This window comes from Mycobacterium sp. 3-98 (genome assembly GCF_035918355.1).
GTDB classification, from domain to species: Bacteria; Actinomycetota; Actinomycetes; order Mycobacteriales; family Mycobacteriaceae; genus Mycobacterium; species Mycobacterium intracellulare.
In genome coordinates this window covers 4,696,731-4,712,463 of sequence record NZ_CP142360.1, presented here as the reverse complement: position 1 = coordinate 4,712,463, position 15,733 = coordinate 4,696,731, and the positions used below count along the sequence as shown (strand labels likewise).

Annotated in this window: 12 protein-coding genes and 1 riboswitch; of the genes, 4 read left to right on the top strand and 8 right to left on the bottom strand. The window is 68.0% G+C overall.

Annotated elements, in window-relative coordinates; genetic code table 11:
• Positions 1 to 19: 19 nt before the first annotated feature.
• A complete protein-coding gene (locus QGN30_RS21985) occupies positions 20 to 1,744 on the top strand; it encodes a DUF3556 domain-containing protein (protein WP_009957547.1) in 1,725 nt (574 codons plus the stop codon).
• A gap of 66 nt (positions 1,745 to 1,810) precedes the next feature.
• Here the strand turns inward: QGN30_RS21985 and metE are convergent, their stop codons facing one another.
• From metE to QGN30_RS21945, 8 genes are all read right to left on the bottom strand, one after another.
• Entirely contained in the window at positions 1,811 to 4,081 is a 2,271-nt protein-coding gene (gene metE / locus QGN30_RS21980) for a 5-methyltetrahydropteroyltriglutamate--homocysteine S-methyltransferase (RefSeq protein WP_009957549.1), read from the bottom strand.
• Between the two features lie 169 nt (positions 4,082 to 4,250).
• A riboswitch (cobalamin riboswitch) is annotated at positions 4,251 to 4,474 on the bottom strand.
• A 73-nt stretch (positions 4,475 to 4,547) separates the two neighbouring features.
• Entirely contained in the window at positions 4,548 to 5,189 is a 642-nt protein-coding gene (locus QGN30_RS21975; protein ID WP_009957550.1) for an SDR family oxidoreductase, read from the bottom strand.
• A gap of 87 nt (positions 5,190 to 5,276) precedes the next feature.
• The gene (locus QGN30_RS21970) at positions 5,277 to 6,119 is read right to left on the bottom strand and encodes an SDR family oxidoreductase (protein ID WP_038535287.1); all 843 of its coding nucleotides are present in this window, start codon (positions 6,117 to 6,119) and stop codon (positions 5,277 to 5,279) included.
• A 96-nt stretch (positions 6,120 to 6,215) separates the two neighbouring features.
• Complete coding sequence (locus QGN30_RS21965; protein ID WP_009957551.1) at positions 6,216 to 7,496, bottom strand: TetR/AcrR family transcriptional regulator; 1,281 nt, start codon at positions 7,494 to 7,496, stop codon at positions 6,216 to 6,218.
• A 138-nt stretch (positions 7,497 to 7,634) separates the two neighbouring features.
• Entirely contained in the window at positions 7,635 to 8,282 is a 648-nt protein-coding gene (locus tag QGN30_RS21960) for a nitroreductase family protein (protein ID WP_009957552.1), read from the bottom strand.
• Positions 8,282 to 9,403: an acyl-CoA dehydrogenase family protein gene (locus QGN30_RS21955; protein WP_009957554.1), complete on the bottom strand. Its 1,122-nt coding sequence runs from the start codon at positions 9,401 to 9,403 to the stop codon at positions 8,282 to 8,284. Before QGN30_RS21955 ends, QGN30_RS21960 begins: the two co-directional genes overlap by 1 nt.
• Positions 9,400 to 10,575, bottom strand: a complete 1,176-nt coding sequence (locus QGN30_RS21950; RefSeq protein ID WP_179293418.1) for an acyl-CoA dehydrogenase family protein — start codon at positions 10,573 to 10,575, stop codon at positions 9,400 to 9,402. The genes QGN30_RS21955 and QGN30_RS21950 overlap by 4 nt, the downstream gene beginning before the upstream one ends.
• A gap of 142 nt (positions 10,576 to 10,717) precedes the next feature.
• Positions 10,718 to 11,707 (bottom strand): SDR family NAD(P)-dependent oxidoreductase, encoded by a 990-nt coding sequence (locus QGN30_RS21945; protein ID WP_009957558.1) that lies wholly within the window; start codon positions 11,705 to 11,707, stop codon positions 10,718 to 10,720.
• 141 nt (positions 11,708 to 11,848) lie between these two features.
• Between QGN30_RS21945 and QGN30_RS21940 the strand changes: the two genes are divergently transcribed.
• The 3 genes from QGN30_RS21940 to QGN30_RS21930 all read left to right on the top strand — a co-directional run bounded on the left by QGN30_RS21940 (position 11,849) and on the right by QGN30_RS21930 (position 15,731).
• On the top strand, positions 11,849 to 13,609 hold the full coding sequence (locus QGN30_RS21940) for a nitric oxide reductase activation protein NorD (RefSeq protein ID WP_014381984.1): 1,761 nt from the start codon (positions 11,849 to 11,851) through the stop codon (positions 13,607 to 13,609).
• A gap of 55 nt (positions 13,610 to 13,664) precedes the next feature.
• A complete protein-coding gene (locus QGN30_RS21935; RefSeq protein WP_014379398.1) occupies positions 13,665 to 14,525 on the top strand; it encodes a CbbQ/NirQ/NorQ/GpvN family protein in 861 nt (286 codons plus the stop codon).
• Positions 14,526 to 14,612: 87 nt separating this feature from the next.
• Positions 14,613 to 15,731, top strand: coding sequence for an ABC transporter substrate-binding protein (locus QGN30_RS21930; protein ID WP_009957561.1), 1,119 nt, complete (start codon positions 14,613 to 14,615; stop codon positions 15,729 to 15,731).
• Positions 15,732 to 15,733: the final 2 nt, after the last annotated feature.

Below are 15,733 nucleotides of genomic sequence, written 5' to 3'. Positions count from 1 at the left end.
CGTTCTAGTCTGTGGAACCATGGGATTTCTGAAGCCCGAGCTACCGCAGCTCGACATGGCCGAATGGAACAAGGGCAGCCGCAGCGACAAGATCCGCCCGATGGCCAAGCACTGGGCCGAGGTCGGCTTCGGCACACCGGTCGCGCTGCACCTGTTCTACGTCGTCAAAATCCTGCTCTACATCCTCGGCGCGTGGGTGTTCGCCTCGGCCACCCGCGGCCTCGGCGGGTTCACACAGGTCGCGTCGTGGTGGTCGGAGCCGATCGTGTTCGAGAAGGTCGTGCTCTACACGATGCTGTTCGAGGTGATCGGCTTGGGTTGCGGCTTCGGCCCGCTGAACAACCGGTTCTTCCCCCCGATGGGTTCGGTCCTGTACTGGATGCGCTTCGGCACCATCCGGCTGCCACCCTGGCCGGACCGCGTGCCACTGACCAGGGGCACCAAGCGCAAACCGATCGACGTGGCCCTGTATGCGCTGTTCCTTCTGGTGACGTTCGCGGCGCTGTTCGCCGACGGCACCGGGCCGATCCCCGAACTGGGCACGACCATCGGGCTGCTGCCCGCATGGAAGGTCGTGCTGATCCTGCTGCTGCTCGCGGTGCTCGGCCTGCGCGACAAGGTGATCTTCCTGGCCGCGCGTGGCGAGGTCTACGCGACGATGGCGGTGACGTTCCTGTTCGCCGCGCCCGACATGATCGTCGGGTCCAAGGTGGTGTTCCTGGTGATCTGGATGGGCGCCGCGACATCCAAACTCAACAAACACTTTCCGTTCGTGATCTCCACGATGATGTCGAACAATCCGCTGGTGCGGCCCCGCTGGCTGAAAAGGCGCTTCTTCGAGAAGTTCCCGGACGACCTGCGGCCGGGGTGGCTGTCGCGGTGGCTGGCGCACCTGAGCACCGCCATCGAGATGCTGGTGCCGCTGCCGCTGTTCTTCTGTCACGGCGGCTGGCCCGTCACGGTGGCCGCGGTGGTCATGGTGTGCTTCCACCTCGGCATCCTGGTCTCGATCCCGATGGGCGTGCCGCTGGAGTGGAACGTCTTCATGATCTTCGGGGTGCTGTCGCTGTTCGTCGCCCACACCCAGCTCGGTCTCGCGGATCTCAAGCACCCGGTGGTGGTGGCGATCCTGTTTGTCGTGATCGCGGGAATCGTTCTGCTGGGCAACATGTTTCCGCGCAAGATCTCGTTTCTGCCCGGGATGCGGTACTACGCGGGCAACTGGGACACCACGCTGTGGTGCATCAAGCCGTCCGCCAACGACAAGATCGGCAGGGGCATCGTGGCGATCGCCAGCATGCCGCAGGCCCAGCTGGAACGGTTCTATGGCAGCCCGGAGGCGGCGCAGATTCCGCTCTACATGGGATACGCGTTCCGCGGCTTCAACACTCACGGCCGGGCGCTGTTCACGCTGGCGCACCGCGCCATGGCCGGCCAGAACGAGGACGACTACGTCCTCACCGACGGCGAGCGGATCTGCAGCACCGCGATCGGCTGGAACTTCGGCGACGGCCACATGCACAACGAGCAGCTGATCAGCGCGCTGCAGGAGCGCTGCCACTTCGAACCGGGCGAGGTCCGCGTGGTTCTGCTTGACGCGCAACCGATTCACAAGCAAACGCAGGCGTATCGGTTGGTCGACGCCGCGACCGGTGAGTTCGAGCGCGGCATCGTCCGGGTCGCCGACATGGTCACCCGCCAGCCCTGGGCCGACGACGTTCCCGTCGAGGTGGTGTCGGGGTAGGCGCGGTTGTAACGCCACGGCGACATTTCCCGCCGGAAGCCGCCGTGGCGTTACTCCCGCGATGCCTCAGACCCCCGCGCGCACTTCCTGCGCGGCGGCGACCATGTTCTTCAGCGACGCGGTCACCTCGTCGGAGTTGCGGGTCTTCAGTCCGCAGTCGGGGTTGACCCAAAGCCGTTCGGCCGGAACGGCTCGCAGCGCCGCGCGCAGCGACTCTGCCATCTCCTCGGTGCTCGGCACCCGGGGCGAGTGGATGTCGTAGACGCCCGGTCCGACGCTGTTGGAGAAGCCGATCGCGTTGAGGTCGTCGAGCACCTCCATGTGTGAGCGTGCCGCCTCGATCGACGTCACGTCGGCATCCAGATCGGCGATCGCGCCGATCACATCGCCGAATTCCGAGTAGCACAGGTGGGTGTGGATCTGCGTGGAGTCCGCGACACCCGACGTGGCCAGCCGGAAAGCCCCTACGGCCCAACGCAAGTAGTCGTCCTGGTCGGCGCGACGCAGCGGCAGCAGCTCACGCAGCGCCGGCTCGTCGACCTGGATCACCGCGATACCGGCGGACTGCAGGTCCACGGTCTCGTCGCGAATCGCGAGCGCCACCTGGTTGGCGGTGTCGGCCAGCGGCTGGTCGTCGCGCACGAACGACCACGCCAGGATCGTCACCGGACCGGTCAGCATGCCCTTCACCGGCTTGTCGGTCAGCGACTGCGCGTACTTGGCCCACTCCACCGTCATCGGGTGCTGGCGGATCACGTCGCCATAGAGGATCGGCGGACGCACGCAGCGGCTGCCGTAGGACTGCACCCAGCCGTTCTTGGTGGCGAAAAAGCCCTCCAGCTGCTCGGCGAAGTACTGCACCATGTCGTTGCGCTCGGGCTCGCCGTGCACCAGCACGTCGATCCCGAGGTTCTCCTGCAGCTTGATGACGTCGGCGATCTCCTGCTTCATCCGCTTTTCGTACTCGGCCGCGTCGATCTCGCCGGCGACCAGCGCGGCGCGGGCCTTGCGGATCTGAACGGTCTGCGGAAACGACCCGATCGTCGTCGTCGGCAGCGGCGGCAGCTGCAGCCGCTCGTCCTGGCTGGCCCGGCGCCTCGCCGCGTCACCGCGGTGTGTGCCGGAGGCCACGATCGATTCGATGCGGGCACGGATGCGGTCGTTGTGCAGGCGCGGATCGCTCTTGCGGGAGGCCACCGCGGCGTTCGATGCCGCGATCTCCTCGGCGACCGCCTCGCGCCCCTCGCGCAGCGCGCGAGCGAGCGCCACCACCTCGCCGACCTTCTCCTGTCCGAAGGCCAGCCAGCTGCGCAGCGCCTCGTCGAGTCCGGTCTCCGGCTCCAACGAATACGGGACGTGCAGCGTCGAGCAGGATGTCGAGACGGCAACCGCGGCAGCCGAACCCAGCAGGCTCGCCAGCTTGTCCAGCGCCGCCTGCAGGTCGGTGCGCCAGATGTTGCGTCCGTCGACGACGCCGGCCACCAGTACCTTGTCGGCTAGTTCGGGGACCGCGGCGATGGCCGTGTCGGGACCGTAGACCAGGTCGACGCCGATGGCCTCGACGGGCGTGCGGGCCAGACCGGCTAACGCCGCGCCGGGGTCACCGAAGTAGGTGGCGACGTAGATCGACGGCCGGTTGCTCACCGCGCCGAGCTTGTTGTAGACGGCCTCGGCCAACGCGGGCGCGTCGGGGGAGGCGTCGGTCACCAGCGCCGGCTCGTCGAGCTGCACCCACTGCGCGCCGTTGTCGGCGAGCAGCGACAGCAGCTCGGAATAGATCGGCACCAGTTCCTCGAGTCGTTCGATGGGTGCGCCCGCGCCGTCGACGCCCTTGCTGAGCAGCAGGAAGGTGATCGGCCCGATGACGACCGGCCGCGCGGGAATGCCCTGTGCCAGTGCCTCTTTCAGCTCCGAGAGCACCTTGTCGGGGTTCAGCGCGAACTTCGTGGTGGGGGCGATCTCGGGAACGATGTAGTGGTAGTTGGTGTCGAACCACTTGGTCATCTCCAGCGGCGCGACGTCGGAATTGCCGCGCGCGGCAGCGAAGTAGCGGTCGAGGTCGTCGGAGACCTGCGTGGCACGGGCCGGCAGCGCGTCGAGCATCACCGCGGTGTCCAGCATCTGGTCGTAGTAGGAGAAGGTGTTCACGGGCACCGAGTCGAGGCCCGCGGCCGCCAGGCCCGCCCAGGTGTCGCGGCGCAGTGTCGCGGCGACGGATTCCAGTTCCGATCTGCTGGTGCGGCCGGCCCAGTAGCCCTCGGTGGCGCGCTTGAGTTCGCGTTTCGGGCCGATGCGCGGCGAGCCGGTAACCGTGGCGGTGAATGGTTGAGTGGTCACGTTTTTCGTCCTTTTATCAACGGTCTGGTCACCGCCGGCGGACGCGAGGCCGAACCGTCTCGCGGTGCGTGCCCGATTTTCTTTCAGGCACTTACCACTAACGGTTACGGTCAAACGCCCATTCCACGAGGCGATGAGCCCGCCGGACGCGGCGCGTCCGGCACAGCTGGCAGGTCTTCGGACTCGCAGGCGCGCACCAGGTGGTGCTCACGCCCGGCCGACGATGCGGCCCGGAAGGGCCGCTGAGGAGCCGGGCAGTTCCTAATGGCCGTCGCTTCCCAGTCTTTTCGCCAGACCAGTGCTCGTGACGGCGGTCGTTCCTGCATACCGCTGCGGGACAGTCCCGGACTCCCACCGGGTTCCCTCTTGCGAAGCATGTCTAACATGTCTCGCTCGATGCCGACGCCGCGTTGTGCGGTGACGGCAGACCAGCTGCGTAGCGCAGCTTACTCCGCTGGTGACGGGGTCAGCGAGCCAGTGCCTGGGCGATCGGGACGTCGCCGTTGTTGAACTCGATGGTGCGGCCGATCGTGGAGTCGTCCGCCAGCGCGGCGGCGGCGACGTGCGCGACGTCGGCGCGCGAAACCGAGCCCTTGCCCTCGCCCAGCGCGATGCGCCCGGTCGCCGGCTCGAGGGTGAGCCGACCCGGGCCCAGCACCGTCCAGTCCAAGTCGCTGGCGCGCAGGTGGGCGTCCGCGGCCGCCTTGGCCTCCGCGTAGGCGAAGAACGGGTCGTCTTGCGGCACACCATGATCCGGGCCCGCGCCGAAGTAGGACACCATCACGAACCGCGTGACGCCCGCCTGGGCCGCGGCATCGATCACCCGGATGGCCGCGTCGCGGTCGACGGCATAGGTCCGTGCCGGGTTCCCGCCGCCGGCCCCGGCGGAGAACACGACCGCGTCATGCCCGGCCAGCAGGCCGGCCAGGGCGTCGGTGTCGAGCCGCTCGATGTCGGCCGTCACCGGTTCGGCGCCGGTGGCGGCGACATCGCCGGCGTGGTCCGGGTTGCGGAAGACCGAGCTCACGTCGTCGCCGCGTTCGGTCAGGATCCGGGCCAGTTGCAGGGCGACCTTGCCGTGGCCGCCGATGAGGGCGATGCGAGCCATGCCCCCACGCTACTTCCCGCCAAACTGCAACTCCCGACGCGAACGCCGGGTAGAGCGGTAGGCGGTTACAGTCTCGCGGGAGAAAGGTTAGAGCTTCACCTTGCCCATGATGATGTCGATGATCGGCTTGCCCGGCGCGTAGGCACCGGTCATCGAGGCCATGGTGTGGCCCGAGTCCACCAGCAGGGTGATCCCGCTGACGCCGCAGGCCGCCTCGCTGTTGAGGAAGGCCATCACGTCGCCCATCTGCTCGGGCGTGTGCACCTTGGAGCCGGTCTCGTCGCGGTAGTCCTGGGCGAAGGACAGCCACAGGTCGGCGTTGGCCTGGGCCAGCGGGGTGTCGGTCGGGCCGGGGCAGATCGCGTTGATGCGAATGCCCTTCTTCGCCAACGGGTAGCCCTGGGTCGCCACGTAGGTGTTGATCACCTTTTTGCTGGTGCCGTAGTGGTTGATCCCTTCGGCCTCGTGCGCCTGGCACCACGCCTCCGCCGCCGCGAAGTCCGGGGTGGCCAAAAATTCCAGCATCAGGTCCAGGTCGTTCTCCCAGCCCATGCCCGCGACCGAGGAGATGAAGCAGATGGCCGAGCCGTTGGGCAGTTGGTCCTTTTCCAGCAGGCGGTCGATCAGGTGGCGGTGGCCGATGAAGTTGATCTTCATCAGGTCGATCGTTCCGTCGGCGACGCCGGCGGCGGAGAACACCGCGTGGATGGGGCCGTCGACCTGCTCGAGGGCGGAATCGATGGACGCGGGGTCGCGCAGGTCCACCTGGACGGACTGGGCGACCTTGTAGTCCACCGGCGCGTAGTCCATCACGATCACTTCGGCCCCCAGTTCGGCCGCTGACTTGGCCGCGGCGGCGCCCATGCCAGTCGCGCCGCCGACCACCAGAGCGCGCTTGCCGTCGTAGCGCAACCGATCGACCATGGTCATGGAAATCCCCTTCTCGGATAATGCCAACGCGGTTCTAACTGCTCAACTGTATGGGTAACAGTTATTTGGTTCAATACCGGGGCGGGTTATTGCGGTTTACTTGCCGCGCACGGCGACGCCGCGCAGCACGGTGTCGCGGGCGTGTACCAGTCCCGCGCGTTTGCCGACGTCTCGGAGGATGTTCTCCGGTATCCACTGCAGGCCGACCACGCAGCGTGCCAACATCGCGGTGGACGGCGCGTCGACGCCGATCTCCCCGGACCGGATCCCCTCGGAAAGCAGCGTTTTCATTTGCCGCAGCCGCGTGGCGTACAGCCAGCCCGGGTTGGGCGTGTCCGGGGGCGATTGACGCATCCAGGCGAGTTGGATCCTGAACTCGTCGGAAAACCGGTCGAGCGCGTTGACATTGACCCAACTCAGCGCGTCCAGCTTTTCGATCGGGGTGGCATCCGAGCGCAGGACGTTGACCCAGCCCGCCTCCACCTTCTTGCCGAAGGACTCCATGATCGAGGCGAGCAGCTCGTCCTTGGATCCGATCACCCGGTACACGGTCCCGGTGCCAAGCCCGGCGGCCGACGCGATGTCCCTGATGGTGGTGACCTCATAACCCCTGCGTCCGAATTCCGTTCGCGCCACCGCGCGCACGAGTGCCGCCTTGTCGCTGGGGTCGGCGTCGCTGTCGTCGGACCAGGTGGCGATGACGTCGTCGGCGGCGGCGAAGGCCTTCGAGCGGTCCAGCGCGGCGTCGGTCGGCGAGCGAGTTGCCAACCCTTGCAGGATGATTCGGCACAGCAGGCCGGCCACCTGATCCCCGGGAGATTTGTGGCGCATGACGTCGAGGCCGACCTGCAGCATGGTTTGGCAGATGCGGTCGGCCAGTGTGGGCAGGTCGATGTCGGGTTTGATGTAACCACTCCACCGGCCGGCGCGCAGCGTTTGCAGCATCGCCTCCTGAATCGCGACCGGCCGCTGCTGCGTCAGCTTGATCAGCTCCGGATCCGTGCTCGGCCCCTCGTAGAAGGACATCTGCAGGGCGGCGCGGTGTTCGACGGCGCAGTTGGCGATCGCCGCCCCGAGCTCGATGATCTGTTCGGCGACCGGACGGGAGTCCGGTTCGTCCAGCTTCGCCTGCGCGGACCGGCCGATCCGTTCCAGATCGTCTTGGTAGCGCCGGATCAGCTCGACGAGGATCGCCTCTTTGGACTCGAAGTGGTGATACAGGCTGCCGGGAAGAATGCCTGCGGCATCGGCGATTTCCTGTAGCGAGGTCCGCAATCCGGAGGACGCGATCAGTGATGCCGCCGTGGCAAGGATCTCGGCGCGGCGCGTGGGGGAGTCGGTGATTCCGCCGGACCGCAGTGACTCGGCTTTCGCCATGATCAGCGGTGTGGGAATCCGGACGAGTGCGGGGTGGCGAGCATGCGCATTCGTCCTCTCGTGCCGAACCAAATCTTTGTTAGAGGCTATCAGACCCGGACCCGATGAATGCGCTGCACAAGCGGCGAAAACCCCATTCTAGAGCGCCGGGCCATCCCAGCGGTCGCGCGCGACCACGTCCTCGACCGGGCGCCGCGGGGCCGGCCGGAAGGTGCGGCCCGCGCGTAGGCGGCCCACCGGCAGCAGGCAGCCCTGAACGTAGGTTTGCGGAATCCCGAGCAACTTTCGGACTTCTTCCTCGTGGTGCAGGTGCAGCGTCGTGATGCAGGTCCCGTATCCGCGGGTGTGCAGGGCCAGCTGAAAATTCCACACCGGCGGGAAGATCGAACCGTACAGCGTTGCCAGGTGGAACGATTCGTCACCGTCGATGCGGGGCAAGTAGGCCTCATAGCAAGGGATCACCAGCAGCGGCACGCGCGCCATGTTCTCGACCAGCCACTCGGTGGACGACATGACCCGGCTCTCGGGTGTTCCCGCCGGCATCAGATCGGCAAGCAGCTGCCCGCCGACCCGCCGCAGGTAGGCCTCGCGATACAGCTCGGCGATCTTGGCGCGCAGCGCCGGATCGGCGATCACGAGCCAGCGCCACGACTGCGCGTTGGACCCGTTCGCGGCCTGCAGGCCGATCCGCAGGCACTCGCGGATGTCGCCGAGATCGACGTCGGCCTCCAGGTCGAGCGACTTTCGCGCCGACGGGGTTGCGGTGAGCAGATAGTCGATCTCCATCAGTGACAGCCTCTCTTCGCAAGGCGCGCACCGATTTCGGTGAGGTACCGGTCGGGCCCGCCGAGAAACGCGCTCCAGCCCAGCAAGCGCTTGAGATAGAGGTGAGCGTCGTGTTCCCAGGTGTAGCCGATCCCGCCGAACACCTGGATGGCGGTGTCGGCCACGGTCGCCAGCCGTCCGGCGAACGCCTTGGCCCGCAGCGCGGCAACATGCCGCTCGCCGCCGGATTGCCCGTCGGCGCCGGGGTGCGCGTCGCTGGCCCACAGGGCGTGGATCACCCCGCTGCGGGCCAGCTCGACGGTCTCGTACATGTCGACGCACAGATGCTGGATCGCCTGGAACGAGCCGATCGGCTGACCGAATTGCGTTCGGGCTTTGGCGTATCCGACGGCGAGGTCCATGACTGCGCGCGCGGCGCCGAGCGCGTCGGCGGCGGACGCGATCAGCACGTCGTCGATCACCGCGGCGATCTGGTGCGCAGACACCGGGGCCAGGCGCCGGGCGGGGGCGGCGTCGAACGAGACGCGAAACTGCTTGCGGGTCGGGTCGATGCCGGGCTGGGCCGCAATTGACACCCCGGGCGAGCCGTTTCGCACCGCGAAAAGCCCGGTGTCGCCGGCATCGTCGGCGAGCACGAGCAGCTCGTCGGCGGCGGCGGCATCGGGTACGCCGATGGCCTCGCCGCGGAGCGTTATGCCGTCGTCGCGGCGGCTGGCGGTGACGGACGCGTTGCCGAGGTCCAGGAAGCAGACGGCGGCGATCGTGGTGCCGTCCGCGATCCCGCGCAGCAGCTCTGCGGCGGTATCGTTGGCGCCCAACAGGTTCAGCGCCTGTGGGGCGGCCACCGCGGTCGACAACCACGGTCCCGGATGCAGTGCGGCCCCCAGCTCTTCGGCGACGATGCCGGCCTCGACCATCGTCATGCCGGAGCCGCCGCAGTCCTCCGGCACCAGCAGACCGGTGACGCCGAGACCGGCCAGGCCCCGCCACACCGACTCATCGGTGCCGGTCGGGTCGTCGAGTAGCGGGCGCACGTGGTCGGAGACGGAGGCCTTTTCGGCGAGGAAGCGCCGCGTGGTGTCGCGCAGCGCTGCCTGCTCGTCGCTGAGTTCGAGGTTCATTTTCGCGGCAGCCCCAGTACCCGTTGGGCGGTGATGTTCTTGTTGATCTGGCTGGTGCCGCCCGCGATGGTCAGCGCGCGCGACGTCAGGCGGTAGTCCGCCCACGGGGCACCGGTGTCGCGGCCGCCCAGCGCGTCAAAGGCCAGGGCGGCCAGGTCCTGCCCGATCTCGCCCCACACGGTCTTGGCGAGGCTGGCCGACCCCAATGCATCACCGCCGTGCATCGTGGCCGAGATCGATCGTTGACACAGGACTTCGAGATACTTGATGCGGACGGCGATTTCGCCGAGGCGCCGCAGCGTGACCGGGTCGTCCAGCGCGCCGGTGTCCGCCGCGGCGAGATCGTCCACCAGCTCTTCGAGCCGCACCTGCATCTCGGCGTACAACCGGGCGGCCCCGGCACGCTCGTGGCTGAGCGTGGTGGTGGCCACCTGCCAGCCGGCATTGAGTGGCCCGAGCAAGGCGTCCGCCGGCACCCGCACGTCGTGAAAGAACACCTCGGCGAAGTCGGCGTCGCCGTTGAGCGTGACCAGCGGGCGTGCCTCGATGCCGGGCAGGGTCATGTCGACGATCAGACAGGAGATCCCCTTGTGCTTGGGAGCGTCGGGATCGGTGCGCACGTAGAGCTGGCACCAGTCGGCCCGATGTCCCAGCGACGTCCAGATCTTTTGGCCGTTGACGATGAAGTCGTCGCCGTCACGCACGGCGCGGGTGCGCAACGCCGCGAGGTCCGAGCCCGCCTCGGGTTCCGACATGCCCTGACACCAGATGTCGTCGGCGCGCATCATGCGCGGGAGCAGGGTGCGCTTCTGGGACTCGGTGCCGTATTGCATGATCGCCGGCGCGATGTTGTTCAGCCCAATGACGTTGAGCGGCACGGGCGCTCGGGCGCGGGTGGTTTCCTCGGTGTAGACCAGTTGCTCGAGCACCGACGCGCCGCGCCCGCCGTACTCACGCGGCCACGACACCGCGGCCCATCCCGCGTCGGCCATCGTCGCGTTCCACACGCGCAGCTTCTCGAACGCGGCGTCGTTGCGCCCGGTGGGCCGGCGGGCGGCCACCAGCTCGTCGGTCAGGTTTTCCGAAAGCCACTCACGCAGCTCGGTGCGGAACTGTTCCACTTCCGCCGGGTATGAGAAGTCCACTTTCCCGGACTTTACGGTTGGGCACATAGGGGGTCAATGACGCGACGCCAGAAGCGGACGATCACGGGGCGTGCGCGGCCCCGACCGCGCGCGCAGCGCTGCGCGCGGTCGTAGATCGCCGTGCGATCGACCGGGCGCCGGACCTGCTCGCGCAGTTGGTCATCCACGGTCAGCTCCCGTGGTGTTGGGGTGCGGGGAATTCGATGTCGGTCCCGCCCGGCATCGGGCTGACACCGCGCCGCGCGCACACTTCGAGCACCTCGTCGACGATCGACGCGGGGATGATGAACTTCTCCGTCGACGACATCTGCTCGAGGTGTGCTTCGATGTCCTCGGCGGTGGGCCGGCTGCCCGCGTCGGAGAGCCATCCTTGGGTGAGGCCCACGAACACCCGCGCGTAGCGGCCGGCGGATGCCGAATAGTTGCGATGGCTGAACGTGCAGGCCCTGCTGGCGAGAAAAATCACCAACGGCACGACGAGTTCGGGCCTGATGGCCTGCATGAACCCGGATTCGGCGAGGAACTTCTCGTCACCGACGGTTTCGGTGACCATGCGCGAGAAGCCGGTCGGCAGCACGGAATTGGCGAGTATCCCGTGTGCCTCGCCTTCGATCGCGATGACGTTCGTCAACCCGACCAGGCCGGCCTTGGCTGCGGCGTAGTGCGCCTCCATCGGCTGACCGAAGATCCCGGCGGATGACGAGATGAACACGAATCGGCCGCCGCCGTTCTTCTTCATCACGCGGTACGCGGGCTGCGACAGGTGAAAGCCGCCGTCGAGATGCACCCGCAGCATGCGCGCCCAGTCGTCGTGCGAGAGGTCCTCGAAGGGTGCACTGCCGAAGATGCCGGCGTTGCTGATCACCGCGTCCAGGCGCCCGTACGTGTCGACCGCGGTGTCGACGATCGCCTGACCACCGGCGGGGGTGTCGACCGAGTCGTAGGAAGCGATCGCGGTGCCGCCGGCCTTCGTGATCTCGTCGACCACGTCGTCGGCCACGCGGGCGTCGGCGGCTTCGTTTGGTAGGCCCCGCATTCCGCCGCCCAGGTCGTTGACCACCACTGTGGCGCCGCGGCGGGCCAGGTCGAGCGCGTACAGCCGACCGAGCCCGCGGCCGGCGCCGGTCACCACCGCCACCTGGCCGGTGAAGTCAATCATGATGTGCTCCCGACTAACTCGTGTCCACCCGCGGTGGGGCGCCGGCCCGTTGGGACAGACCAACCCGGGCGATTGACTGCGCTCACGGCGGACTTTACGGTGGAACAGATATTTGGTCAACGACTGGTTCGGAGGTCCGGGGTGGCGGACGACGCGCGTGGCGACCGGGTGCGGGGGCTCGCGATGCTGGCCTCGGCGCTGGCGGGCCGCGCGGTGGCCGTCGCCGAACTGCAGCCGGGTGAACCGCCGTGGACGGACGGCCAGACGATCTACGTCGACCCGGTCGCGCCAGACCGCGCTCGGCTCGCATCGGTTGCGGTGCAGGCCTCGCTGATCGCGGCCGGCAGTCTGGATCCCGCCATTGTGCGTGCCCTGGTACGCCACCCGCGGCTGGCCAGACGCTATCTGGCGGTGGAGGGTCATCGCGCACTGGTGAGTAACGCCGACGTGCTGCCGGGCATCCTTGCGTCGGTCGGTGATCGCGGCGTCGCCGGCCGCAGTGACTCGCCTGCGGCGTCGCTGCGCATCGCCTCCGGCCGGGGCGCCGTCGAGGTCCCGCGGCCGGAATTCGGCGTGATCCGTGCGGCAAAGGTGGTGACGGCGGCCTCCCGCTTGGCACCGCAACGGAATCAGGCTGAATCCCAACACGTTCCGCGAAATTCGAGCGAGCAGAAGCGGGAACTCGAGGAGCTCGACGACGGTGACGTCGACGATTCCGACGACCCGGACTTGTTCACCAGCCCGGTGGGCGGGGGCGGCTTCATCGGCAAATGGCTGAAAAAGATGCTGTCGTCCGCGCGCAAGACCGGGAGCGGCGGGGGTCCGCCCGGCGCGGACGGCTTCACGCATCGCACCAACTCCACCAAGCGCGGCGCCTACGCCGTGGCGTCGCTGGCGTCGGCGCCCGGGGACGAGGGGAACGAGCAGGACCCCATCGCGGACGGCGTGCGGTATCCGGAATGGGATGTGGCGCGCAAGAGCTACCGGCCCGCATGGTGCACCGTGCGCGAGATCCAACCCGAGATCAAGGCCACCGCGACACAGGCCATCGACGACGCCATCGGTGTGCGCCGGCCACTTTCGCGGCTCGGCATGGGGTTGCACCGCCGGCACCGGCAGTCGCAAGGCGACGACATCGACATCGATGCCGCCGTCGAAGCCCGGGTCGAAGTGCGGGCCGGCGCGGTGCCCGACGAGGCGGTGTACCTCGACAGCCTGCGGCGCCGGCGCGACCTGTCGGTGTTGCTGCTGCTCGACGTGTCGGGGTCGGCGGGCGAACCGGGAACGGTCGGGCGGACGGTCCACGAGCAACAGCGCGCCGCGGTCGCCAACCTCACCGTGGCCCTGCACGACCTGGGCGACCGCGTCTCGCTCTACGCCTACTACTCGCAGGGCCGGCGCGCGGTGAGCATGGTGCCCGTGAAGCGCTTCGACGACCAGCTGAACGCCCTGGTCATCCGGCGGCTCAACAGCCTGGAACCCGGCGCGTACTCGCGGCTCGGCGCGGCGATCCGGCACGGTTCGGCGGTCCTGGAGGCGCGCGGCGGAACGTCGCGGCGGCTGCTGGTGGTGCTGTCCGACGGGCTCGCCTACGACCACGGATACGAGCGCGCCTACGGTGCCGCCGACGCGCGCCGCGCCCTGACCGAGGCCCGCCGGCGGGGGACCGGCTGTGTGTGCCTGACCGTCGGCGCGGGCACCGACGTGCAATCGCTGCGCAGGGTGTTCGGCAGCGCCGCGCACGCGACGATCGCACGCCCCGATCAGCTGGCCGGCGTCGTCGGCCCGCTGTTTCGGTCTGCGCTGCGCTCGGCGGAGGTTCGCCGCAGGGTGTCGGTGATGTCAAGTCCCAGAACACAGTTGGCGCGCCAACTCACCGGCCCCGCACGTTACGACGCTTGAAAACAAACATCTGTTCCGGTTAGGCTCCAATCGCCGGACGATCTGAAGGGAAGCTATGGCCAACGAGTCCGGGCTTGCGTACTTCGACCGCGGTAAGTCCGAGGGGGACGAAAAGGGAGAAGTGCGGCCCTATTACCAGGCGGTCGGTAGCGAAGAGACCGTCTTCAAGGCGGCGTACCGCCAGGGCCTGTCGCTGGTCCTCAAGGGTCCGACGGGCTGCGGAAAGACCCGATTCGTCGAGGCGATGGCCTACGACCTGGGCCGGCCGCTGATCACCGTCGCCTGTCATGACGACCTGACGACCGCGGACCTGGTCGGCCGCTATCTGCTGCGCGGTGACGAGACCGTCTGGGTGGACGGCCCGCTGACCCGGGCCGTGCGCGAGGGTGCGATCTGCTACCTCGACGAAGTGGTCGAAGCCCGGCAGGACACCACCGTGGTCCTGCATCCGCTCGCCGACCACCGCCGTCAGCTGCCCATCGAGCGGCTCGGTGTCACGCTGGACGCCGCCCCCGGATTCGGCCTGGTGGTGTCGTACAACCCGGGGTATCAGAGCGTGCTCAAGGACCTCAAGGATTCGACCCGGCAGCGCATGGTCGCGATCGAATTCGACTTCCCCGCAGCCGATGTCGAAGAGGGAATCGTCGCGCACGAGGCCGGGGTGGACGCCGCCGTCGCGGCCGAGTTGGTCCGTTTCGGCCAGGCGATCCGCCGGCTGGAGACCGGTGGGCTGCGTGAGGTCGCGTCGACGCGCGTGCTGATCGCGGCGGGCAGGCTGGTGGCCGAGGGGCTGAGCATGAAAGAGGCCGCCCGGGCCGCCATCGCGGGGCCGCTCACCGACGATGTGGCGGTGGGCAGGGCCCTGGGCGAGATGATCGAGATCTATCTGTGCGGGCCCGACGGGCGCGGTCATTGACGCTGCATACCGGCCCGGCTAGGGTCTGAACAAATATTAGGTTTTTGATTTGGGGCGCGCGCCTGAGTTCGTCACCCGGGAGGTCAGATGTCCTACGAAAGCAGCGCTGAGCCGATCAAGGTCGGCTACCTGATGGATTTCACGCTGCCGCCGGGCTTTCCGGAGGATCTGTTCGCGTCGTTCACCCAGACCTTCGACCTCATCTTCGAGGAGGCCGTCGCCCAGGGCCTGATGGACCGTCCGGTGCAGATGATCTATCGCGAGGTGGAGGGCCTGCCCAAGGGTTCGGTCAAGGCGGTGATCGATGCCTACGGCGAACTGGTCGACGAGGGCTGCCTGGTGGTCTTCGGCCCCAACATCACCGACAACTGTGTGCCGTTGCGCGAAGCGATCGAGGAGCGGTTCAAGGTGCCCGCGATCAGCGTGACCGGCACCGACGACTGGCTAGGCGAGTGGACCTTCGCGTTCCCCCAGGGATCGATGACCGACGAACCCATCTTCCTGGCCGACCTGATCGCCAAGCGGGGACTCGCCGAGGTCGGTGTCCTGGTCGAGCAGAGCCTCATCGGGGAGAGCTACCTGAAGAACCTGCGAAGTGCCTGTCGGCGCAAGGGCATTCGGATCGTGGCGGAGGCGGCGATCGCCCAGACGGCTCAGGACATCAACGCTGCGGTGCAGACGCTCCACGAGGCGAAGGCCGAGGCGATCGTGCACCTGGGATTCGGGTTCGGGATCGTCTTCATCAACCCGGCGCTCGAGGCTCTCGGCTGGGACCCACCCCGCTTCACCACCACCGCGTGGCAGAACGCCTGGGTGAACCCGATCATGTGGAACGCGTTCATGGGCTGGATCGGCGTCGACCAATACGACGAGGCCAACCGTATCGGCCAGGACTTCCTCGACAGCTACGCCAAGAAGTACAACGGCAGCCGCCCCGAGTTCTGCGTGACCGTGGTGAATCGCGACGTCGCCGCGACACTCGTGCGCGCATTCACGGACGCGCACCCGCTCAGCCCGCGCGGCGTCAAGGAGGCGCTGGAGCGGGTGAAGATGATGCCCGCCGCCTCGGGGGCGCCCGGAACCCGGGTCTCCTTCGGCAAGTGGACGCGCCGGGCATGGATGGGCGCCGGGTATCTCGTGGCCCGGACGTTGGATGCCGACGGCGTCAACTCGCACCTGGTTGATCGCTTCGGCGAGGAAGGGTGACG